16 protein-coding genes are annotated in these 17,369 nt (G+C 48.4%); 6 read left to right on the top strand and 10 right to left on the bottom strand.

Features of this window, described 5'->3' with window-relative positions; genetic code table 11:
* From coaE to H6F72_RS17870, 6 genes are all read right to left on the bottom strand, one after another.
* Positions 1–786 (bottom strand): dephospho-CoA kinase, encoded by a 786-nt coding sequence (coaE, locus tag H6F72_RS17895; RefSeq protein WP_190438486.1) that lies wholly within the window; start codon positions 784–786, stop codon positions 1–3.
* A 115-nt stretch (positions 787–901) separates the two neighbouring features.
* Positions 902–1,996, bottom strand: coding sequence for a heat-inducible transcriptional repressor HrcA (gene hrcA, locus H6F72_RS17890; RefSeq protein ID WP_190438483.1), 1,095 nt, complete (start codon positions 1,994–1,996; stop codon positions 902–904).
* 419 nt (positions 1,997–2,415) lie between these two features.
* On the bottom strand, positions 2,416–2,772 hold the full coding sequence (locus H6F72_RS17885) for a rhodanese-like domain-containing protein (RefSeq protein WP_190438479.1): 357 nt from the start codon (positions 2,770–2,772) through the stop codon (positions 2,416–2,418).
* 111 nt (positions 2,773–2,883) lie between these two features.
* Entirely contained in the window at positions 2,884–4,023 is a 1,140-nt protein-coding gene (locus H6F72_RS17880) for a hypothetical protein (protein ID WP_190438477.1), read from the bottom strand.
* Positions 4,024–4,227: 204 nt separating this feature from the next.
* On the bottom strand, positions 4,228–5,910 hold the full coding sequence (locus H6F72_RS17875; protein WP_190438475.1) for a GspE/PulE family protein: 1,683 nt from the start codon (positions 5,908–5,910) through the stop codon (positions 4,228–4,230).
* 162 nt (positions 5,911–6,072) lie between these two features.
* A complete protein-coding gene (locus tag H6F72_RS17870) occupies positions 6,073–6,456 on the bottom strand; it encodes a hypothetical protein (RefSeq protein ID WP_190438472.1) in 384 nt (127 codons plus the stop codon).
* Positions 6,457–6,594: 138 nt separating this feature from the next.
* Here H6F72_RS17870 and H6F72_RS17865 point away from each other — a divergent pair, with 138 nt between their 5' ends.
* Complete coding sequence (locus H6F72_RS17865; RefSeq protein WP_190438470.1) at positions 6,595–8,397, top strand: DUF3352 domain-containing protein; 1,803 nt, start codon at positions 6,595–6,597, stop codon at positions 8,395–8,397.
* Positions 8,398–8,511: 114 nt separating this feature from the next.
* Complete coding sequence (locus tag H6F72_RS17860; RefSeq protein WP_190438467.1) at positions 8,512–9,243, top strand: alternative oxidase; 732 nt, start codon at positions 8,512–8,514, stop codon at positions 9,241–9,243.
* A 144-nt stretch (positions 9,244–9,387) separates the two neighbouring features.
* Here the strand turns inward: H6F72_RS17860 and mrdA are convergent, their stop codons facing one another.
* Entirely contained in the window at positions 9,388–11,181 is a 1,794-nt protein-coding gene (gene mrdA, locus H6F72_RS17855) for a penicillin-binding protein 2 (protein ID WP_190438464.1), read from the bottom strand.
* 481 nt (positions 11,182–11,662) lie between these two features.
* On the opposite strand from mrdA, the gene H6F72_RS17850 reads away from it, so the two are divergent.
* The gene (locus H6F72_RS17850; protein ID WP_190438459.1) at positions 11,663–11,989 is read left to right on the top strand and encodes an STAS domain-containing protein; all 327 of its coding nucleotides are present in this window, start codon (positions 11,663–11,665) and stop codon (positions 11,987–11,989) included.
* A 24-nt stretch (positions 11,990–12,013) separates the two neighbouring features.
* Here the strand turns inward: H6F72_RS17850 and H6F72_RS17845 are convergent, their stop codons facing one another.
* Complete coding sequence (locus tag H6F72_RS17845) at positions 12,014–13,162, bottom strand: PP2C family protein-serine/threonine phosphatase (RefSeq protein WP_190438456.1); 1,149 nt, start codon at positions 13,160–13,162, stop codon at positions 12,014–12,016.
* Between the two features lie 208 nt (positions 13,163–13,370).
* Between H6F72_RS17845 and H6F72_RS17840 the strand changes: the two genes are divergently transcribed.
* Positions 13,371–13,799, top strand: a complete 429-nt coding sequence (locus H6F72_RS17840; protein ID WP_348252043.1) for an anti-sigma regulatory factor — start codon at positions 13,371–13,373, stop codon at positions 13,797–13,799.
* 157 nt (positions 13,800–13,956) lie between these two features.
* On the opposite strand, the gene H6F72_RS30325 is transcribed toward H6F72_RS17840, so the two are convergent.
* Positions 13,957–14,772, bottom strand: a complete 816-nt coding sequence (locus tag H6F72_RS30325; protein ID WP_190438452.1) for a response regulator — start codon at positions 14,770–14,772, stop codon at positions 13,957–13,959.
* Between the two features lie 537 nt (positions 14,773–15,309).
* On the opposite strand from H6F72_RS30325, the gene H6F72_RS17830 reads away from it, so the two are divergent.
* Positions 15,310–15,792, top strand: coding sequence for a hypothetical protein (locus H6F72_RS17830; protein WP_190438449.1), 483 nt, complete (start codon positions 15,310–15,312; stop codon positions 15,790–15,792).
* A 117-nt stretch (positions 15,793–15,909) separates the two neighbouring features.
* Positions 15,910–16,737 carry a serine O-acetyltransferase gene (gene cysE, locus H6F72_RS17825; protein WP_190438446.1) on the top strand — a complete coding sequence of 276 codons (828 nt, stop codon included), beginning with the start codon at positions 15,910–15,912 and terminating at the stop codon, positions 16,735–16,737.
* 13 nt (positions 16,738–16,750) lie between these two features.
* Here cysE and H6F72_RS17820 read toward each other — a convergent pair whose 3' ends face one another.
* On the bottom strand, positions 16,751–17,332 hold the full coding sequence (locus tag H6F72_RS17820; protein WP_190438443.1) for an Npun_F5749 family FMN-dependent PPOX-type flavoprotein: 582 nt from the start codon (positions 17,330–17,332) through the stop codon (positions 16,751–16,753).
* Positions 17,333–17,369: the final 37 nt, after the last annotated feature.

The following is a 17,369-nucleotide window of genomic DNA, read 5'->3' as shown; positions in this document are numbered from 1 at the left end:
TTATGGCTGCAACAGTCCGGATTTCCCTTGAGATGCTTGTCTAGATGCTGGTGGTGAGGCATCCGCTTGAGGAGCTTGCCGGGTTCCTGCGATCGCTTGATCGACCTGACTTAGTAAATCGTCCAAAGTTGAGGAGTTATGCAGCACGACATGAGCACAAGCTATCTTTTTCTCAATCGCCATCTGGCTATTGATTCTGGCTTGCACTTGCTCTAGGCTCAGGCGATCGCCTTCTGGGGAAGTTTTGGCATCTCGTTCTAGTAAACGCTCAACTTGCTGAACTGACGCACACTGAATCACCCACACCTCAGTGACCAGATCGGTCATGCGGGCTTCAAACAGCAAAGGTACTACCAGGACCACTGTGGGGTAAGCTTCTGCGGGTAGGGCTTGCATTTGCGACTCCATGCGATCGCGCACATACGGATGAATGCGCTGTTCCAACCACAATCGCTCGGCAGAGCTACTAAAGATAATCTTACCTAGGCGGCGACGATCAAGGTCTCCATTGGCCAATAGGATACCAACGCCATAACGTTCAACAATTTCTTGAAACACATCTGAGTCTGGACCAACCGCTTCTCTAGCGTACAAATCGGCATCCAAAATGGGTAGCTGATAAGCAGAAGATAGATAGTCAGAAACGGTCGTTTTGCCCATCCCAATTCCCCCAGTCAAACCAATTACCCGTTGGTCATGGCTTGGGGTCTGGGAAGCAGATAGCTGGGTCAGCTTTAGATCTGTAGAGCCGCGCTGTTCACGAAGGGTGTTTAAGCTTTGACTCATATCGTGAACCCGTTTATGCAAAATGGTTGATTAAAGGCTTTTCGAGCCGTGGATCAGCACTCTAGGAAATTTTAACAAGTGTGATTACCTAGAAGAATAAAAGTTTGGCTTTCAATTAGCTTAAAGTTTCAGAGAGAAAATCAGCTGCCGCTTCTACCATCGCGATCGCATTTTCATACACCATGCGAGTCGGGCCCAAGACTCCCACACTACCAACGGGAACTGTGCCTCGGCGATAGGTGGCAGAAATCAGCGTACAAGTACGAATTGGTTCTAACCGATTTTCCGCTCCAATCCGCACCGTCGCTCGCTTGCCCAAGGACTCAGAATCAGGATATTCAAAAATTAAAGGCCACAGTTGGTCTTGTTCTTCCTCTAGTAGGTGAATAATAGTTTGAATCTGTTGCAATTCCGAAAATTCTGGATGGCGCAACACCTCTGAAACGCCACTGACCAAAATTTGGGTTGTGCGCGGTGATTGAGTTCGCCGCATCAAATCAGCTAGTGAAGCTCGCAAACCATCTGCGTATTGTTCAAATTCTCGGCCCAGCTCGCTCCAGTCCAGCGAAGGCAATTCCGCCAGCGATCGCCCCCGCAGTTGATGATTCAAGAAATTGGATAAAATTTGCAACTCTCGCTCAACCAATTCCGGGTCTGCCAAGGCCTCCACTTGATTTTGGGCTGAGTCAGCTTGAGGCAGTTCCATCAAAACCGATTGGGTTTCATAAGCATCCGTCACCACAATCAGCATCACCTGCCTCGGCTCAATTTGCACAATTTGCAAATGGCGCAGTCGAGCCATATTGGTCTGAGGCATCGTCACCAAAGTCACGTAACCACTCAGGGTTGCTAAAATTTGGGCCGCGCCTCGGAGCAAAGCTTCAAAACTCCAGCTATCCGAGTTCAGGCGATCGCTAAACAGTTGATCGACTTGGCGAGCCAAAGTCTCGGAAGGAGTAATTAACTGGTCAACATAAATGCGATAACCAGAATCGGAAGGAATCCGCCCTGCTGACGTATGGGGTTGATAAAGCAGCCCCGCCTTTTCTAAATACCCCATCGCGCTGCGAATCGTGGCTGGGCTGACACTCAGGTTATATTCTTCTACCAAAGCTTTTGAACCCACAGGTTCTGCGGTCGCAATGTAGTGACGGACGGTTGCCCAAAGAACCCGTTGCTGTCGATCGGTGAGATTCACTTGTACAGGCATGAGATCGGTAGCTGAATTTAACTGAGCTTCAAAAAATTGTCAAAAAATAAATGATTAAGTTAAGAAGGCCTACAAAAAGGGATTTACTGTTAGTCTCCCGTCTTTCCCGTCTTGGTTGAGAACCTTAGAACCAGTGATTAAACTGACGATCCGAGTAGTGACTAGACTCTGATTGGTACTGGGATGCCACCAACATAGCAGATGCTTGATTGTCTCTTTCGGACTGCTCCGTCAGTAGTAGCAAAAATAACCATCTTCCTGAGGCCTTGGAAGATCCTACTAGCTGCGATCGCTTCCAGCTTCTACTCAGTGACTATAGTCTATTAGTCCTCAATTCAGCAGCCTAAGTTCCTAACCAAGTAGTTGTCGTGTTACAGCTAGCACTTGCAATGAAGAGCAACGACTCATAACCCAGAACGCTAGTAACGTGGAATTGATGAATCAACTAAAACAGCGTATGCTTCGATGCCACCCTCAACATTCTTGACATTGGTAAAGCCTTGGCTAGCTAACCATTGACACATCTGTGCCGATCGCATCCCGTGATGGCAAAGCACAATCGTTTCTGCCTGGGGGTCGAAGCGGGCCTGTACTTGCTCTGACCAAGCTGCATATTCACTGAGTGGCAAATTAGTAAAGCCGGAGATGTTGGCGATCGCAACTTCTTGCGGTTCTCGTACATCAACCAACTGCAAGCCCTCAGGTGTTGCTAAACGTTTTGCCAGTTCCTCAACGCTCATTTGAGTAAAAGCTGGATTCGTAGATTGGTTGGTCATGAAATTGCCCGCTTGCTGGATTGCTCAGCCATAGACTCTAAACTGATTTTATCTGGGTTTAGAGCACTCTTGTCAGCTCAGTACTACCAGGTGCTAATGACGACTCAATACTTAACTCGTAGAGCAGAGGAATTCTAAGCGACAGAACGCTTGCCCAGCTTGTAGTGAACAAGGTTGCGTTCCCCGATTGGTGAGCTGCACCATGACTTCAGGAGTTTCTACGGCTCCAGCTTCATTGGTTTGTGCCGTTGGTTCAAACCAAGCCACGGTTAGTTGATGTTGGCTGCGGAGCGCTTTGACTAGCTGGACTTGCACCGCAGAAGTCAAGCCCTTTAGTTGAAAACCCAATTGACAAACGATGGTTTGTCCTGGTTCTAAGGTAATGCGATCGCAGCGTTTTGATACCCCCAAAGGCCCCTCTTGATAGGGTGCCTGCACCAAAAAATTCCGGGTTAGCCAGCATGCAACGACTGTGGTTGCTAAGTTTCCGGCAGCTTGCGGGGGGACCAAGGTAGGCGCAACCTTCACAACTGGAAAGCGCATTAAATGAGGTAGTTTTACTAAGTCAACTGCTGGCGTTCTACGAGTGGGCGTAGGTGATGCTGACCATACAGCCCTGCTTTGCATCGTGGTTTCTCTTGAAGCTTTGGTCAAAGCAGATGCAGGAGCTTGAGCCAGGCCAGGCAAGGGGCCAGGCAACGGAGAGATAGATGCCTCAGCTTCTATAACGCTGGGTTGGTTAGCCAATGGAGAAGTCCCTGACTCAGCTTCTTCAAATACGTCAATGAGCACTAGATCGCTGAGAGTAGCGGATTCATCAACGGGTGGTTCTGCACGTAAAGGACGAACCGAACGAGGGGTCACCTTGGGCAAATCTCGCTCTAAAGTTTCGGAAAAAGCAGTAACTCTTTGTCCAGCTATTTCTGGAACAGGCTTCTCGGTAGCCCAACCAAAAGGAGAGCGTTTGCGGGTGCTGGCAGACTTATGTAGAGAGGGATGGTTGAGCTTGGGGTCTTGGCGGCGACGCTCTTTGATGTATTGCTGCACAATGGTTTGGCGGTTACGCATGTAGTCTGCCCAGAAGCCAGGCTGGATCTCATCCATCGTCTGAGCCAGGGACCAAATCTCCAACGTCATCATGTTGTAGAACGTTTGGTCGGCCTTTTGGAGTTCCTGAACCCAACTTGCAACGTTGCGGCTCGAATTGAGCGGGCTGCTGTCCAGAGTACTAACAGAACTCAACCCCATCATTTGCGATCGCCTCTAATACTTGGGACTATCCTACCCAACTATCCCAGCATAAAAAGACACAGGCATATCTGTTTTATCAAGCCTTTACAGATTTTTTTTAGATTGTGTAACTAGTGCAAACCAAGCCAAAGTACGGAATTTTGGAAATCTAGCTCTAGAGGCAAGTCTTGACCGAAAACGGAGGCAAGCTGGGTAAGGCTCTGCTTAGGAAGTGGCATTAATCAACTTCATATGGCTCATTTGGGGTCGAGCTGTAGTCTTACGGTACAAAGCACTATGAGGTAGAACCCGCAGCACTTCGGTAATTGTTGTCACTCCTGTAGTCACTTTTTCGATCGCAGCAACGCGGAAGGAAGCAAAATTGATTTCGCTGAGGTGACGGTGCAGTTGGGTCATCGTTCCTTCATAAATGATTTGCCGCACCGTATCATCCACATCTAGCAACTCAATAATTGCCTCTCGGCCCAGAAAACCAGAGTTAAAGCATTTTGAGCAGCCTCGGCCCTTACGCCATAACTCTGGGGTGGCTTCTTCTAGGTTTAAGCCGAGCACTTTCAAGTCTGATTCTGTAGGGGTATAAGGTTCAGCACAGTGAGGGCAGATTCGGCGTACCAAGCGCTGAGCCACAATGCCGAGCAAAGCGTCACTAATCAGGCCTGGGTCCGGACCAATATCCTTTAAGCGGGGGATGGCACTAGCCGCATCATTGGTGTGTAGTGTTGTGAGCACAAGGTGTCCGGTGAGAGCGGCACGAATTCCTGTCTCCGCTGTTTCACTGTCCCGGATTTCCCCCAACATAATAATGTCTGGGTCTTGACGCAGAATTGCCCGTAGCCCAGCCGCGAAGGTCATGCCTGCGGGTTCATGCACTTGGGTTTGCGTGATGCGTGGCAACACATACTCGACTGGATCCTCAACCGTGATTACATTGACAAATTCTGTAGCTACGGCTTGCAGGCTGGTGTAAAGCGTACTGGTCTTTCCCGATCCCGTCGGACCTGTAAAAATCACCATGCCTTGAGGTTGTTGGAGCCAGTTCCTATAGATAGCCAAGGTTTTATCAGTAAAACCCAGTTCGTCAATGCTAGAGAAAGGATTTTGGCGCGGCAGCAGACGAATGACGGCTTTTTCGCCACCGATACAAGGCAGCGTGCTAACTCGCATGTCTAAGCCCAAGTCGGAGTCTTGGCCAGAGGCATATTTTTCGCCCATTCGGGCATCTTGAGGACGGCGGCTCTCCGCAATGTCCATATCTGCCATGACTTTCAGCGCCACGATCGCCCGACGGCTGATTTCTAAGGGCAGCGTGGTAATGTCGCGCAAAATGCCATCAATGCGATAACGCACTCTCAACCCTTCTGGCGTGGGTTCTAGGTGAATGTCACTGGCTCGGTTGCGTAAGGCTCCAGAAATGATGGTCCGAATGCGACTGATTTGGTCTACTGCTTTAGAAAGGTAGAGTTCGGTGACTTCCCCAATATTTTCTTGGTCTTGTTCCCCAGTGAGGGGATTCACCAGCGGTGTTGAGCTGATGCGGTTGTTATCTAGGTTTTGGCTGTGGAACCAGTTGCGATAGCTTTTATCGGAAATTGGAATAATTTTGATTTCAGTGAAGGTGCGATCGCTGAGCTTTCTAATTTCCTCTAAGGGCAAAGCGATCGGACTGCCTAGGAAATAACAGTTACGCCACAAGAGCAGCGGAATCACGGGTGGTAAAGTACCGCGATCGGGAAACTCGCGCAAAAAGCGATAGCTCACTTCTCGATCGAGCAATTCCAGCCTAACGCCACCCTGCGCATCCACTAGTAGCTGTAGTGCTTCTTCGCAAGTAATTTCCCGGTTCTTTAGCTGATGCCAAGCGGATAGGGAAGCAAAAGGTGTCTGCATAATTTTTTATACGTTAAGCACTTATGAATGGATGCATTAGAGGAATCAGCGATCGCTCATTGAGCTTGGCTTTACTTAGCAAAGCAGCTTACCGTAGCTGAGCAGCACCAAGCAGTCATCTCCACAACACTAGAATTAATTTATACGAGTCTTATACCTAGCTTAATGTTCTGATGAGGGCGGCGTTGAGTCTGCGTCTGCATGAGCCTGTTTATGCCGAAGAAATTGTTTGAGTGCTGTTTGGCGGTGGCTCATGAAGCGAGTCCAAAATCCTGGCAGTAGCCCATCCATCGTTTTCGCAATCGACCACACCTCCATTGCCATCAGGTTGTAGAACGAGCGATCGGACTTTTGCAATACTTCTAGCCATTGCTCAAAATCCATTTGAGCCATCAATTCTGGGCTATCTTCCTTCTCTACTTCCGGCGGTGGGTCAAACTGCTGAAAATCAGGCTCTGACATGGCGATCGCCTCTGAATCACGCTCAAGCTTGGCAAAAACTCTGGCACTTAGGTGCTCTAGACTGATTCCTACCCTAGCAAGCATTTTCAGGAAAACAGCCGTCGCGAGATTAGTCTTTAGTCTCAGAATGCCCAGATTTATGGCTTGATGGATAATGATCCTGGAATAATGATCCTGGATTGTTTTTCGCTCAATAGCCCTCAAGCAGCGTCTAAATTCACCATGAAGCTCCGTTCATTTTTCTCGGTTCTGGTCGCCAGTGTTCTGGTGCTGCTCTTGGTCGGTGCCAGCGGCTTTTACTGGCTCACAGCTCGCAGTCCGCTTGCCCTCTTGCGAGGCGGATCTACAGATGGTCCCGCAGCAGCCATGTTTGTACCCAAACAAGCCCCAGCCGTGGTGTCTTTGTTGGTGAATCCAGAGCGCTTGGAGGCATTTCGCCAAGTCATCGCCGCTCCGGGCGCCCGCCGTCAGTCTAGAGCTGAAGTTGAGCAACTGAAGCAAAGTTTGCTCGCGAATACGGGTCTCGATTACAAACAAGATGTAGAGCCTTGGCTGGGAGATGAAATCACTCTTGCCTTAACCTCGCCTGATGTCGATCGCGATGCTCAAACTGGGCAACAACCTGGTTACTTACTAGCGATCGCTACTCAAAATCCAGAACGTAGCCGTGAGTTCTTGCAGTTGTTTTGGCAGAAACGGGTAGCAGCTGGCACAAAGTTGATGTTTGAGCAGTACAAAGGCGTCAAGCTGATTTCCAGCCAACCCGAACCCGCAGTGGACCCACAAAAGCCAGAAACTAAGCGTAAAAAAAATAAGCAACAAGAACCTGATGCAGTGCTCACGGCTGAACCTGCAACCACTCTGGCAACAGCTGTAGTGGGCGATCGCTTTGTGTTGTTTGCCAATCAACCCAAGGTGCTGCGAGATGCAATCAACAACGTGCAAGCAGCAGAGCTAGGGTTAGGAAGTTCCCCTGCCTATCAGCAAGCGTTACAGAGCTTTAAACAGCGACAAATCGGCTTAGTGTTTCTCAATTTGCCTCAGTTGGCGGTTTGGTCCGGCCAAGGATCAGCGGCAGATCCGAGTACTAAAGCGACCAATTTGTACGAAAGTATCGCGATCGGTCTAGGGTTGAGCCGCAAAGGGCTCTTGGCTGAAACGGCTTTCTTGGCCGCACCAGGGCAAACATTACCAGCCGCTACTCCTGCGCTATCTAAACCAACTGGAGCTTTGGCGTATATTCCTGCCAGTAGTCCCGTGGTGGCAGCAGGCACAGACTTAGAACAGTTTTGGACGCAAGTTTCTGACGGGATATCGGGCTACGAGACACTGGCTCAGTTGATTAATCAGCCCCTCAACAACCTACGAAACGCTTGGCAGCTTGACCTTCCCCAAGACATTTTTAGTTGGGTAAAAGGGGAATATGCTGTGGCCTTGCTGCCACGTCCAGAACAGCAGCCCGACTGGGTTTTTGTCACTGAAAGAACCGAAGCAGCCACGACCGCGATCGCCAATCTAGATACGCTTGCCAAGGACAAAGGCTTCAGCGTCGGACCGCTAACTTTAGCCGATCGCCCTGTTTCTGCTTGGACTAAATTAGGTTCTACTCCTCTCAAAGCTGCAAGCAAAACTACTACTGAAGACAACTCCGCTCTGCTTGCCAATGTGATTGCCGCTGAAGTCGAGGGGGTTCATGCCACAGTGGGCAACTACGAAATCTTTGCTACTTCTGTAGCAGCGATGGAGCAAGCCCTACAAGCTACCAAAAATTCTTTAGTAGATAGCCCTGGCTTTAAGGCGGCGATCGCAGCTCTCCCTAAAGACAACGATGGCTACCTATATCTAGATTGGGCGAACAGCCGCTCGATTCTAGAACAACAGCTTCCGTTCTTGCGTCTCGTGGAGCTAGCGAGTCAGCCGTTCTGGAACCAGTTGCGATCGCTCACCGTTACCAGCCTGGGAGGAGAATCTGGAGTGCGACGGAGTGAAGTCTTCCTCAACTTGAGCGCAACTGACAAAGCTTAAGCAAAAGCTTAGATGCTGAGGATGCTATCAAGCTTGAGAATCGCTAGGATCAAAGCAGGAGACAACTCTCCCCGCTACTGAAGAAAGCGGACTTTACTCCTTCGGGAGGTTTGCATGGTCAAGTTTGTATTGCGATCGCTGGTAGGCATCCTCGTATTTGTGATTGATACGTTCTACCGCGATCGCCCCTACCAGCGCTTCTACGTCCTAGAAACCGTCGCGCGCGTCCCCTACTTCTCCTATCTCTCCGTCCTACACCTTTACGAAACGCTGGGTTGGTGGCGCAAAGCCGATTGGCTCAAGGTGCATTTCGCTGAAGCCTGGAATGAACTCCACCACTTGTTGATTATGGAATCCTTGGGTGGCAACCGTTGGTGGATTGATCGGTTCTTTGCCCAGCACACCGCTCTAATGTACTACTGGGTGATGGTGGGTCTGTATATGGTCTCGCCGAGGTCAGCCTACTACATGATGGAGCAGATTGAAGGGCACGCCTTCCACACCTATGACCAGTTTGTCGCTATCCATCAAGCTGAGCTACAAGCTCAACCCGCTCCTGCCATTGCGATCGCCTACTACCGCGATGGCGACCTCTACATGTTTGATGAGTTCCAGACCTGCACGAAGCCAGAGTCTCGACGGCCCTCTGTAGATAACCTCTACGATGTCTTCGTCAATATTCGCGACGACGAAGCCGAGCACGTCAAGACAATGGTGGCTTGCCAGCAACCGGATGCTCAAACGGCTTTGAAGAGCCCCCACAATCTAGAAGTGATTCAGTTGCCTCTAGAAGTGGAACTGGTGTTACCTACTATTCCTGCACCTGTCACTACCGTTGAGGGCTAACCCCCTCTCCCTAACCCTCTCCCACGGAGAAGGAACTAGATTCTTGCGATCTCTAAGCAGGAAGTGAGGTTAGATTTTGAGGCTGCGTAGGCAGCCTTTGTTTTTGTAGCCGCGACTTTAGTCGTCTTTAGTCGTCAGGCTTAGTTATTTTGGTTTCGCCTTGGTCTTAGCTGGGCTTGATGGCTTGAAATAGGTTTTATACATTTCATGAGCAATCGGCACGGCTGAGACAGCACCAAATCCGCCATTCTCTACCACCACCGCGATCGCAATTTGCGGATCTTTTACTGGGCCATAACCTACATATACCGCGTTATCTTCCTGCCCTGGCACTTCTGCTGTCCCCGTCTTGCCCGCAGTTAGTGGAATGGAGCCATCGTTAAGTTGCTTTGCGGTTCCCTGTTGTACTACCGCAATTAAGCCATTGCGGACTGTAGCGATGGTACTGGGAGACAAGCCCACTTTCGCTGGCTGAGTAGCTGGGGTATTCGTTTGGGAGGCTAGCAAGTGGGGCTTGACTCGCGATCCCCCATTGGCGATCGCTGAATACATCACCGCCATTTCCACAGGTGTTGCCTGGACCAAACCTTGCCCAATTGACATACTCACCGTATCGCCAGCATACCAAGGCTCGCCATAGAGCTTTTCTTTTTGGGCTGGCGTAGGAGCCGCACCGTAGCCTGCCTTCTCAAAACCCAACACCTCAGTCTCACCAACTCCCAAGCGGTGCGCCCATTTAGAAATCTGCTCTGGCCCTGCGGATAAACCCATTTGGTAGAAAAAGGTATTACTGCTAACCGCAAAGGCTTCTCGAAAGCCAATCACACCGTAGCCGCTACCATGCTCGTGGAATTGGAAACCGCCCACTGTGATGTAGGACGAACTAACCAGAGTTGAATCTGGCGAGAACTTACCCGATTCCAAACCCGCCACTGCCGTCACTAGCTTAAACGTGCTACCGGGTGGATATCCCTGAAAAGCGCGATTCAGAAACGGTTTATCTTCCCCCTGCAATCGGTCCCACTCCTTCGAGGCGACTCTACGGGTAAAAATATTGGGGTCGAAGGTAGGACCACTCGCCATCGCCAACACTGCCCCTGTTTTCACATCCAGCGCTACTACAGCCCCCCGTCGCTTGTTCAGCGCTTTCTCTGCCGCTTTTTGCAACTCTAAGTCCAGGGTTAGCTTTACAGATGAACCTGCTTTGGTCGGAGAATTGCCTAGTAAACGCAGTTCCTTACCGCCTGCGTCAACTTCAATCAAGCGGCCTCCCCAAACACCCTGCAACTGAGATTGCAATAAGCGCTCCAAACCCATTTGGCCCACAATCATGCCCATCGGGTACTCAGGGTGAGCCTTCAGGTCATCTGCGGTCGCCTCACCGATATATCCCAACGCGTGAGCACCCAGATCGCCGTTAGGGTAGTTACGCGCTGATTCGGGTCGAATTTCTAGACCTGGTAACTCTCCAATTTGCTCTGCGAGTCTGGTAAAGGCATTAGGGCTAAGGTTTTGGCTGATGCGGACAGGCATGGCTGAGTGATAGCCGACATCTTGGAGTTTTTTCAAGATCTCAGCAGCCGGAACATTCAAAATGGGTCCTAGCTGAGTTGCCCATTGTTGCCACTGAGCCTGGGTTTGGTATCTGGGCCAAAGGTAAACAGCCCGCGAGACTCGGTTAGCCGCCAGCAATTTTCCCTTACGGTCTAGCAGATTGCCTCGATCGGCAGGGATCGGAATCAAGCGAATGCGGTTTTGGTCGGCCAATTGGCGATTTTGTTGCCCTTGAATCAACTGGAGTTGAACCAAGCGCAACATACAGGCTGACAGTAAAGATGTCATCACCAGAGTCAACAAAATTCCACGGCTGGTGCGTTCTTGAATATTGTTGACGAAGCGAGTTGCAGAGGATGAAGAAAAGGAAAGTCCGGTAGCCATCTTGCCTGAACTAAATCGGTTGTTAGGGAATCGATGCGAAAATTAAAACAACGTTGAAACTGCCACAGAGCTACACAGGCCACCTTGGAAGGCGATCGCTCATCCTGGACTGATCCTGCTCCCTGTCAACTTCCAGAATCCGAAGTGGCTCATCCGGAATTTTGCTAATAAATCGTGCTTGAGAGTTAGCGCAAAACTAAGGTTGTTAGTAGCGCCTAAGCTGCTACTTTAGAAAACCCAAAATTTACTCTTACCCGTCCGCTGGAGCCAGCGTCAATCATTGTGCCTCAGCGCATCTGTCAGCGGGTCGAAAGGATGGAGTCAGGAATAGTTCGCACTTCAGATGTAGGGATGCCGAGAGGATTTTGACTATTTTGAGAGCTATGTGGGAAAACTAAACACAGGGAATCCAGCTAACTTGGTAGACTCCTCTTAGTTGTACGAAAATCACTAACCTCTAGTTCCATATTGGGATTTAATTATGAGTCCTGTGCTTAAAGTAATTCAGCCTGTCGGTATTCTTGATGGTACGCAAGTCAATCATCTCCGTCAGGAAATTAATAACGCTGTAACAGCAAGTACAGATATTGTCTTAATTGATTTGGAAAATGTTACGTTTATGGACAGCTCTGGCTTAGGAGCTTTAGTCATTGCGCTGAAGAGTGTCCGTTCGGCTGGGGGTAAGCTCTTTCTTTGCTCGATCAATGACCAAGTCAAGATGCTGTTTCAATTAACGAGTATGGATCGAGTCTTTGAGATTTTTCCGAATCGAGCTGAGTTTAATCAGGCAGTTTTATTGCCTAATTAGATAACGAATTGGGCAGCATGATCTTTAAGGAGAGCCTTGAGCGAAACTAACTTGAAGCAACGATAAGTCGTCATCAAATGTTTCTTTCGCACCGATCGCTCGAACTGAGCCTAAGACTGTATCTAGACTGATATTGTTGGCCTGACTTAAATCGCTTAGTAAGCCAACGAAACCATCTAAGGTCCAAGTTTCACCATCAGGCTGATTAATTTCATAAATGCCATCGCTAAAAATGTAAAGGCTACTTCCAGCCTCGACTTCACAGCGATCGCTCACATATTGAGCATCAGAAAACATACCAATTGGTAAACCTGCTGTTTTCAAGCGTTTAGCTGTGGTTGTAGCGTCAGCTTCGCCTGAAATTAAGATAGCTGGAGGATGGCCTGCACTTGCATAAACCAATTGCCGCTTCGTTTTGTTGTAAACACCGTACCAAATGGTGAAGTACCGTTCGTTGTGCCCACTCATTTGGAATGTTTCATTTAACCCAGTCAGGACTCGATCGGGCAGGTAGAAGTTAACACCAGGCAAGGATTGCGATCGCAGTAAATTGAGCACCGAGATTGAGGGTAAAGCCGACCCTAAACCATGACCCGATACATCTAATAAATAAATTGCCAAATAATCGGGGTCCAACCAAAAATAGTCGAAACAGTCACCGCCTAATTGTCTAGAAGGAATAAAACAGGTATTGATCGCAGGAGGTCCGAGTAAAGGAGGGGGCAAGAGCGATCGCACATAATCAGCTGCTTCCGCTAGTTCAGCTTCTAGAAGTTGCTTCTGGGTCTGTAGGTCTTGAGTGAGCTGATGCAAGCGTAATCCCGCTCTTACTCTTGCCTTCAACTCGTTCATTTCAATCGGTTTGGAGAGAAAGTCGTCAGCACCGGAATCTAACCCTCTTACCCGATCCTCGACTTCCCCGCGAGAAGTCAACAAAATAAAAAAGGTTGTAGACAAATCTGGGTTCGCCTTCACCTGGCGACAGACTTCTAACCCGTCTCGTCCTGGCATCATCCAATCGCAAATGATGAGAGCCGGACGAAGTTGCGAAGCTAGCTCACTTCCTTCTTCACCATTGCGTGCTAAAGCTACCTCATAACCTTGTTTTTGCAAATTTCTCATTAAAACCAATCGAATTACAGGATCGTCATCTATGACTAAAATTCGAGGCATGGGATATAGAAGTTATTGATATTTCTAGAATGTAATTAAGGGAGTTAAGGTGCAATGACTAGAAACACGACTAGAAACAATAAGTTACTAACGCCAAGGGAGTAAATCACAGCTCCACAACAAACTTTTCAATATTATGACAACATTCTTATGCCATCACAAATTTACAGCTACTTACTACTAGGCTATCGGTTCTAAGAGGTCTAAAGTGCACCAGAAACATCACTTACGCGTTAATACAGATCTCAACGAACTAGTTCAAGTTCTCTCTTGGTTCGAGGCATTCAATCAACCCCATATTCCTAAATTAGTTTGGCTACAGTGCCAAACTGCTCTAGCAGAAGGGCTTACGAATGCCATTCGACATGCTCATAAACATCAACCTTTAGAAACTCCTATTGATATTGAAGTTAGTTCGTCTGCTAATACTTTAGAGATTCGAATTTGGGATTGCGGTCCACCTTTTGACTTCAATGCCAAGCTGGAACAGGTTGATGACAAAGTTGACTTTGATTCTTCTAGTGGTCGTGGATTACAAATTTTAAAGTCAGTTGCGGATAAGCTCAGCTACAGCTCTACGGAGGACAAGCGCAACTGCCTCCTAATTGTAAAACACTATGCAGCCAACGAAATTTGAAGCTTTTCTAAAAGTACTAGAAATTTAAACTTGGTTAAGTTTAAATTTCGTAAGTTAGGAAGGAGTTTCAAGGCAATTTTTACTTCACTTACTAAAAATTGTCAACATTAAACGAATACAGTTCACAGAAATAACAAAATCTATCGCTTTCTCCTCACTAACTATTCTTTTGGACAAATTTTTCTATTGAGGTCAAAGCCTGCTCAATTTCGGTCAGAAGCTGGGCAGTTCCCTCCAGTTTTTGCCGACGTGCTTGCTGTTCTATTTCTGCTGCTGCTGCCTGCATTGTTTTGGCTCCTACATTGGCACTAGCACCTTTAATATGGTGAGCGGCCTGCTCAACTTCCCAATAATTGCTTTCCGCGATCGCTGTTGTAACTGCCTTTAAATGGACTTGAGCATCTTCAACAAAGACAGTTAACAACTCTATTTCAAATTCGTAACTATCATCAGACATTTGATGGAGATGTTCCCAATCCAACGGTGGGTTTGAGCCATCTTGATCAGGTGAAGCTGCTGGGGCTGGGTGCTCTAGCGGCACCTCTGAGGTTAGCCCTTGACTCCGCGCCGTGAAAATCTTTTGGCTCCATTGTTCTAGCTTGAGCGCCAATTCATCTTTACGAACAGGCTTGCTCAAAACATCATTCATCCCCACCGCCAAGCATCTAGATTGCTCCTGTGGTGTGTTGTCCGCGTTCATTGCCAGCACTATTACGGGCAAGGAGCGATCACCTACAGCATCTATTTCTAAGCGACGAATTGCTTCAGTCAAAGCATAGCCATCCATACCTGACATTTCACAGTTAGTCAGTATGATGTCGTAGTCAGACTCAGCCATGCGTGCTAGCGCCTCTTGGCCACTAGCGCTCACATCAGCTAGGTAGCCCAAGCTTTTGAGCTGGTACAAAGTGACTTTTTGATTAACTGGATTATCTTCAACCAGTAAAAATTTTAAGCTGGAGTCATTATTCATATTAATTTTTGAGCGAGGTACCTAGAAACTTTTCAGTATACCTAAAGCTTTTTTGAATGTTTCTAGGATAGGCCATGAATGCATAGACCTTGGTTTGCTAGCCATCTTTCTTGAGAGTGCCTGACTCGCAGCTAGAAACATATCAGCAAAACCGTAGTTTAGAGCCTGCACCCTAGGTCATTATAGTTAAAATTGATACATTAATTGATGAATTAATTACTGATGGGCAAATTCCGCTACAGTGATTTTGTAGCCCTTTTGACTCAGTCACCTAAAAACCAAGCTGCTAAGGCTACAAGGAATATCAAGCCAAGCCAGTGAGGCACTTGTATCAGGCTTAAGGTTCCTAGAGGCAACAAAACCAATGCATTTGCTAGCAGCAAGCCAGCAAATACTAGAGTCACGATAATAATTGCGAGCATAGTCTCTCCGATGGCATGAGCAGGGCACTTGAGTGATCAATGCTTCGTCACTATTCAAGTAGCTTCGGTAATCTGCACACTTAAATTTATGAGGGTTATATGAGAGGACGTTGCTATGTCAATTTCAACTGCATTTAAATTCACAACCTTAGGCTGCTTTATCTTACTAAGTGCTGCAAAAGTAGTGCCTGTTTTAGCGGAATCAGCTAACTTTCGCACCTTAAATCTCTCTCCTGGCTTCTCGCGTGCCGCTGGAACTGCACGAGGCTTCACAGGGGGCTCTTATTCTTTACCCTCCATTGCTAACAGCGATCGCGAGGGAAAGCGTTGCTTGGGATTTGGCGATACCCAGCCTGATCACATTATGGTGTTGCAAAAGGATTTTTCGCGGCTACAGCTCCAAGTAGATACTCAAGGCAAAGACACCACCTTAGTTGTGAAAGGGCCGAATAACACTGTTTTGTGTGGAGATGATACAGGCTCCAATAAGGATGCTAGCGTCAGTCAGCCAAAGTGGTCTGCTGGTACCTATGAGATTTGGGTAGGTACTTTTGATGCAGGCGCAAGGTGGAAATATACACTCACAGCGCAACAATAAGTTGGGACTAGTTTCAAAGCGGCATCAGGGACACTGAGGTTATGGGAACCACGCAGCGAAGAACCCTAGGAACGCTAAGATAGTGAGTGGCCTGTCTTGCCAATGAGGGTGATACTCGTGCTAGCAACCCTAATCACTGACTTCCGCATTATTTTTGAGCGTGACCCAGCGGCTCGTAACTGGTTGGAAGTTTTATTTTGCTATCCAGGTCTGCAAGCATTACTTTTTCATCGACCAGCTCATTGGCTATATAAGCTTGGAATTCCGTTCTTTCCCCGGTTAATCTCCCACCTGGCGCGTTTTCTGACGGGAATTGAGATTCACCCAGGCGCGACGATTGGTAAGGGCGTTTTTATTGACCACGGTATGGGAGTAGTGGTCGGTGAAACGGCGATCGTAGGGGATTACGCCTTAATCTACCAAGGCGTAACGCTAGGGGGTACAGGGAAGGAAAGTGGCAAACGTCACCCAACTCTGGGCGAAAACGTAGTCGTAGGAGCAGGCGCTAAAGTTTTAGGCAACATCCAAGTCGGTAGCAATGTCCGAATTGGGGCGGGTTCTGTAGTGTTGCGGGATGTGCCTTCAGATTGCACTGTCGTTGGCGTTCCAGGTCGAGTTGTCTACCGGGCTGGTGAGCGTGTTGGGCCACTAGAGCATGGCCGCTTGCCAGACTCTGAAGCCGAAGTTATTCGAGCTTTGGTCGATCGCATTGAACTCATGGAGCAACAGTTGCAACTGCTGCAAGGTCGGCAATCTTTGACAAATAGCTATTACCGCGAAGTAAGTGAGCCAAATTACGCGATCGCTGTCCCTGTTGGTTGCTCCAATGCTGCTGAGCCAGAGCAGTCCAATCAAGAGACGGAACCTGAAGTCAGTCAAACTTCACCTAGCTGCCGATTACGCGACAAGGTAATTGAGCAGTTTTTGGATGGCGGCGGTATCTAACAAAGTTAGTTGGTTAGGGATTAATCGCCTGAGCAGACCAAACTTGATTTTGGTCGCGCTGGTAGAGACAACGGTTTTGGGGTTCTCCGCGCAGCTCTAGATGATCTACTCGCTCTGGTTCTAGGAGCAGTAAGCAAAAGTATGGCAATGGCTCTGTATTGTCGGGGGGCTGAGGTGCAAATGCAGCAGTATCTGCTCTTGGTTCTCCCGGTGTAGGCCAAGCGAATTGTAGACGCGCTGCATCAGAAAGCTCTTGCCACGCGGTTTTTCGTGCTTGTTGTAGTGCTGAGTCCGGATCAGTGGCGTGGATTAAGGTGAGAGTCCCCGCAATCCGAAACTGCTCCCTGGTTTTGATGAAATACCAGCAGGCTTCTGCTTTGGGATTCTGCTCAATTTGCTCTGTCTTCTCGCTCCGGGTATCAGTCACAAACTTCAATTGGTCCGTGTCATTCAAAAAGCCCCGAAACACTACGGTACGGTTGGCAGGTTGACCGTTGAGTTGAATGGTGGCCAATTGTAAGAAACGAGCCTCGGGCTGACTACGGTTGCGATGTAAGGCACGAGAGAGGGGCGATCGCCAAGGCGCAAGGGACATCACAAGCTTTCTAACGCGACTTTAAGATTTCAAGTAT

Source organism: Trichocoleus sp. FACHB-46, assembly GCF_014695385.1.
Classification (GTDB): domain Bacteria; phylum Cyanobacteriota; class Cyanobacteriia; order FACHB-46; family FACHB-46; genus Trichocoleus.
Note: the sequence above shows the minus strand (reverse complement) of the source record. Positions and strands in the feature narration are given on the sequence as shown.

Excerpts from the sequence above, each read along its gene's own strand:
- coaE (WP_190438486.1), bottom strand. The coding sequence starts at position 786 with ATGAGTCAAAGCTTAAACACCCTTCGTGAACAGCGCGGCTCTACAGAT.
- hrcA (WP_190438483.1), bottom strand. The coding sequence starts at position 1,996 with ATGCCTGTACAAGTGAATCTCACCGATCGACAGCAACGGGTTCTTTGG.
- H6F72_RS17885 (WP_190438479.1), bottom strand. The coding sequence starts at position 2,772 with ATGACCAACCAATCTACGAATCCAGCTTTTACTCAAATGAGCGTTGAG.
- H6F72_RS17880 (WP_190438477.1), bottom strand. The coding sequence starts at position 4,023 with ATGATGGGGTTGAGTTCTGTTAGTACTCTGGACAGCAGCCCGCTCAAT.
- H6F72_RS17875 (WP_190438475.1), bottom strand. The coding sequence starts at position 5,910 with ATGCAGACACCTTTTGCTTCCCTATCCGCTTGGCATCAGCTAAAGAAC.
- H6F72_RS17870 (WP_190438472.1), bottom strand. The coding sequence starts at position 6,456 with ATGCTTGCTAGGGTAGGAATCAGTCTAGAGCACCTAAGTGCCAGAGTT.
- H6F72_RS17865 (WP_190438470.1), top strand. The coding sequence starts at position 6,595 with ATGAAGCTCCGTTCATTTTTCTCGGTTCTGGTCGCCAGTGTTCTGGTG.
- H6F72_RS17860 (WP_190438467.1), top strand. The coding sequence starts at position 8,512 with ATGGTCAAGTTTGTATTGCGATCGCTGGTAGGCATCCTCGTATTTGTG.
- mrdA (WP_190438464.1), bottom strand. The coding sequence starts at position 11,181 with ATGGCTACCGGACTTTCCTTTTCTTCATCCTCTGCAACTCGCTTCGTC.
- H6F72_RS17850 (WP_190438459.1), top strand. The coding sequence starts at position 11,663 with ATGAGTCCTGTGCTTAAAGTAATTCAGCCTGTCGGTATTCTTGATGGT.
- H6F72_RS17845 (WP_190438456.1), bottom strand. The coding sequence starts at position 13,162 with ATGCCTCGAATTTTAGTCATAGATGACGATCCTGTAATTCGATTGGTT.
- H6F72_RS30325 (WP_190438452.1), bottom strand. The coding sequence starts at position 14,772 with ATGAATAATGACTCCAGCTTAAAATTTTTACTGGTTGAAGATAATCCA.
- H6F72_RS17830 (WP_190438449.1), top strand. The coding sequence starts at position 15,310 with ATGTCAATTTCAACTGCATTTAAATTCACAACCTTAGGCTGCTTTATC.
- H6F72_RS17820 (WP_190438443.1), bottom strand. The coding sequence starts at position 17,332 with ATGTCCCTTGCGCCTTGGCGATCGCCCCTCTCTCGTGCCTTACATCGC.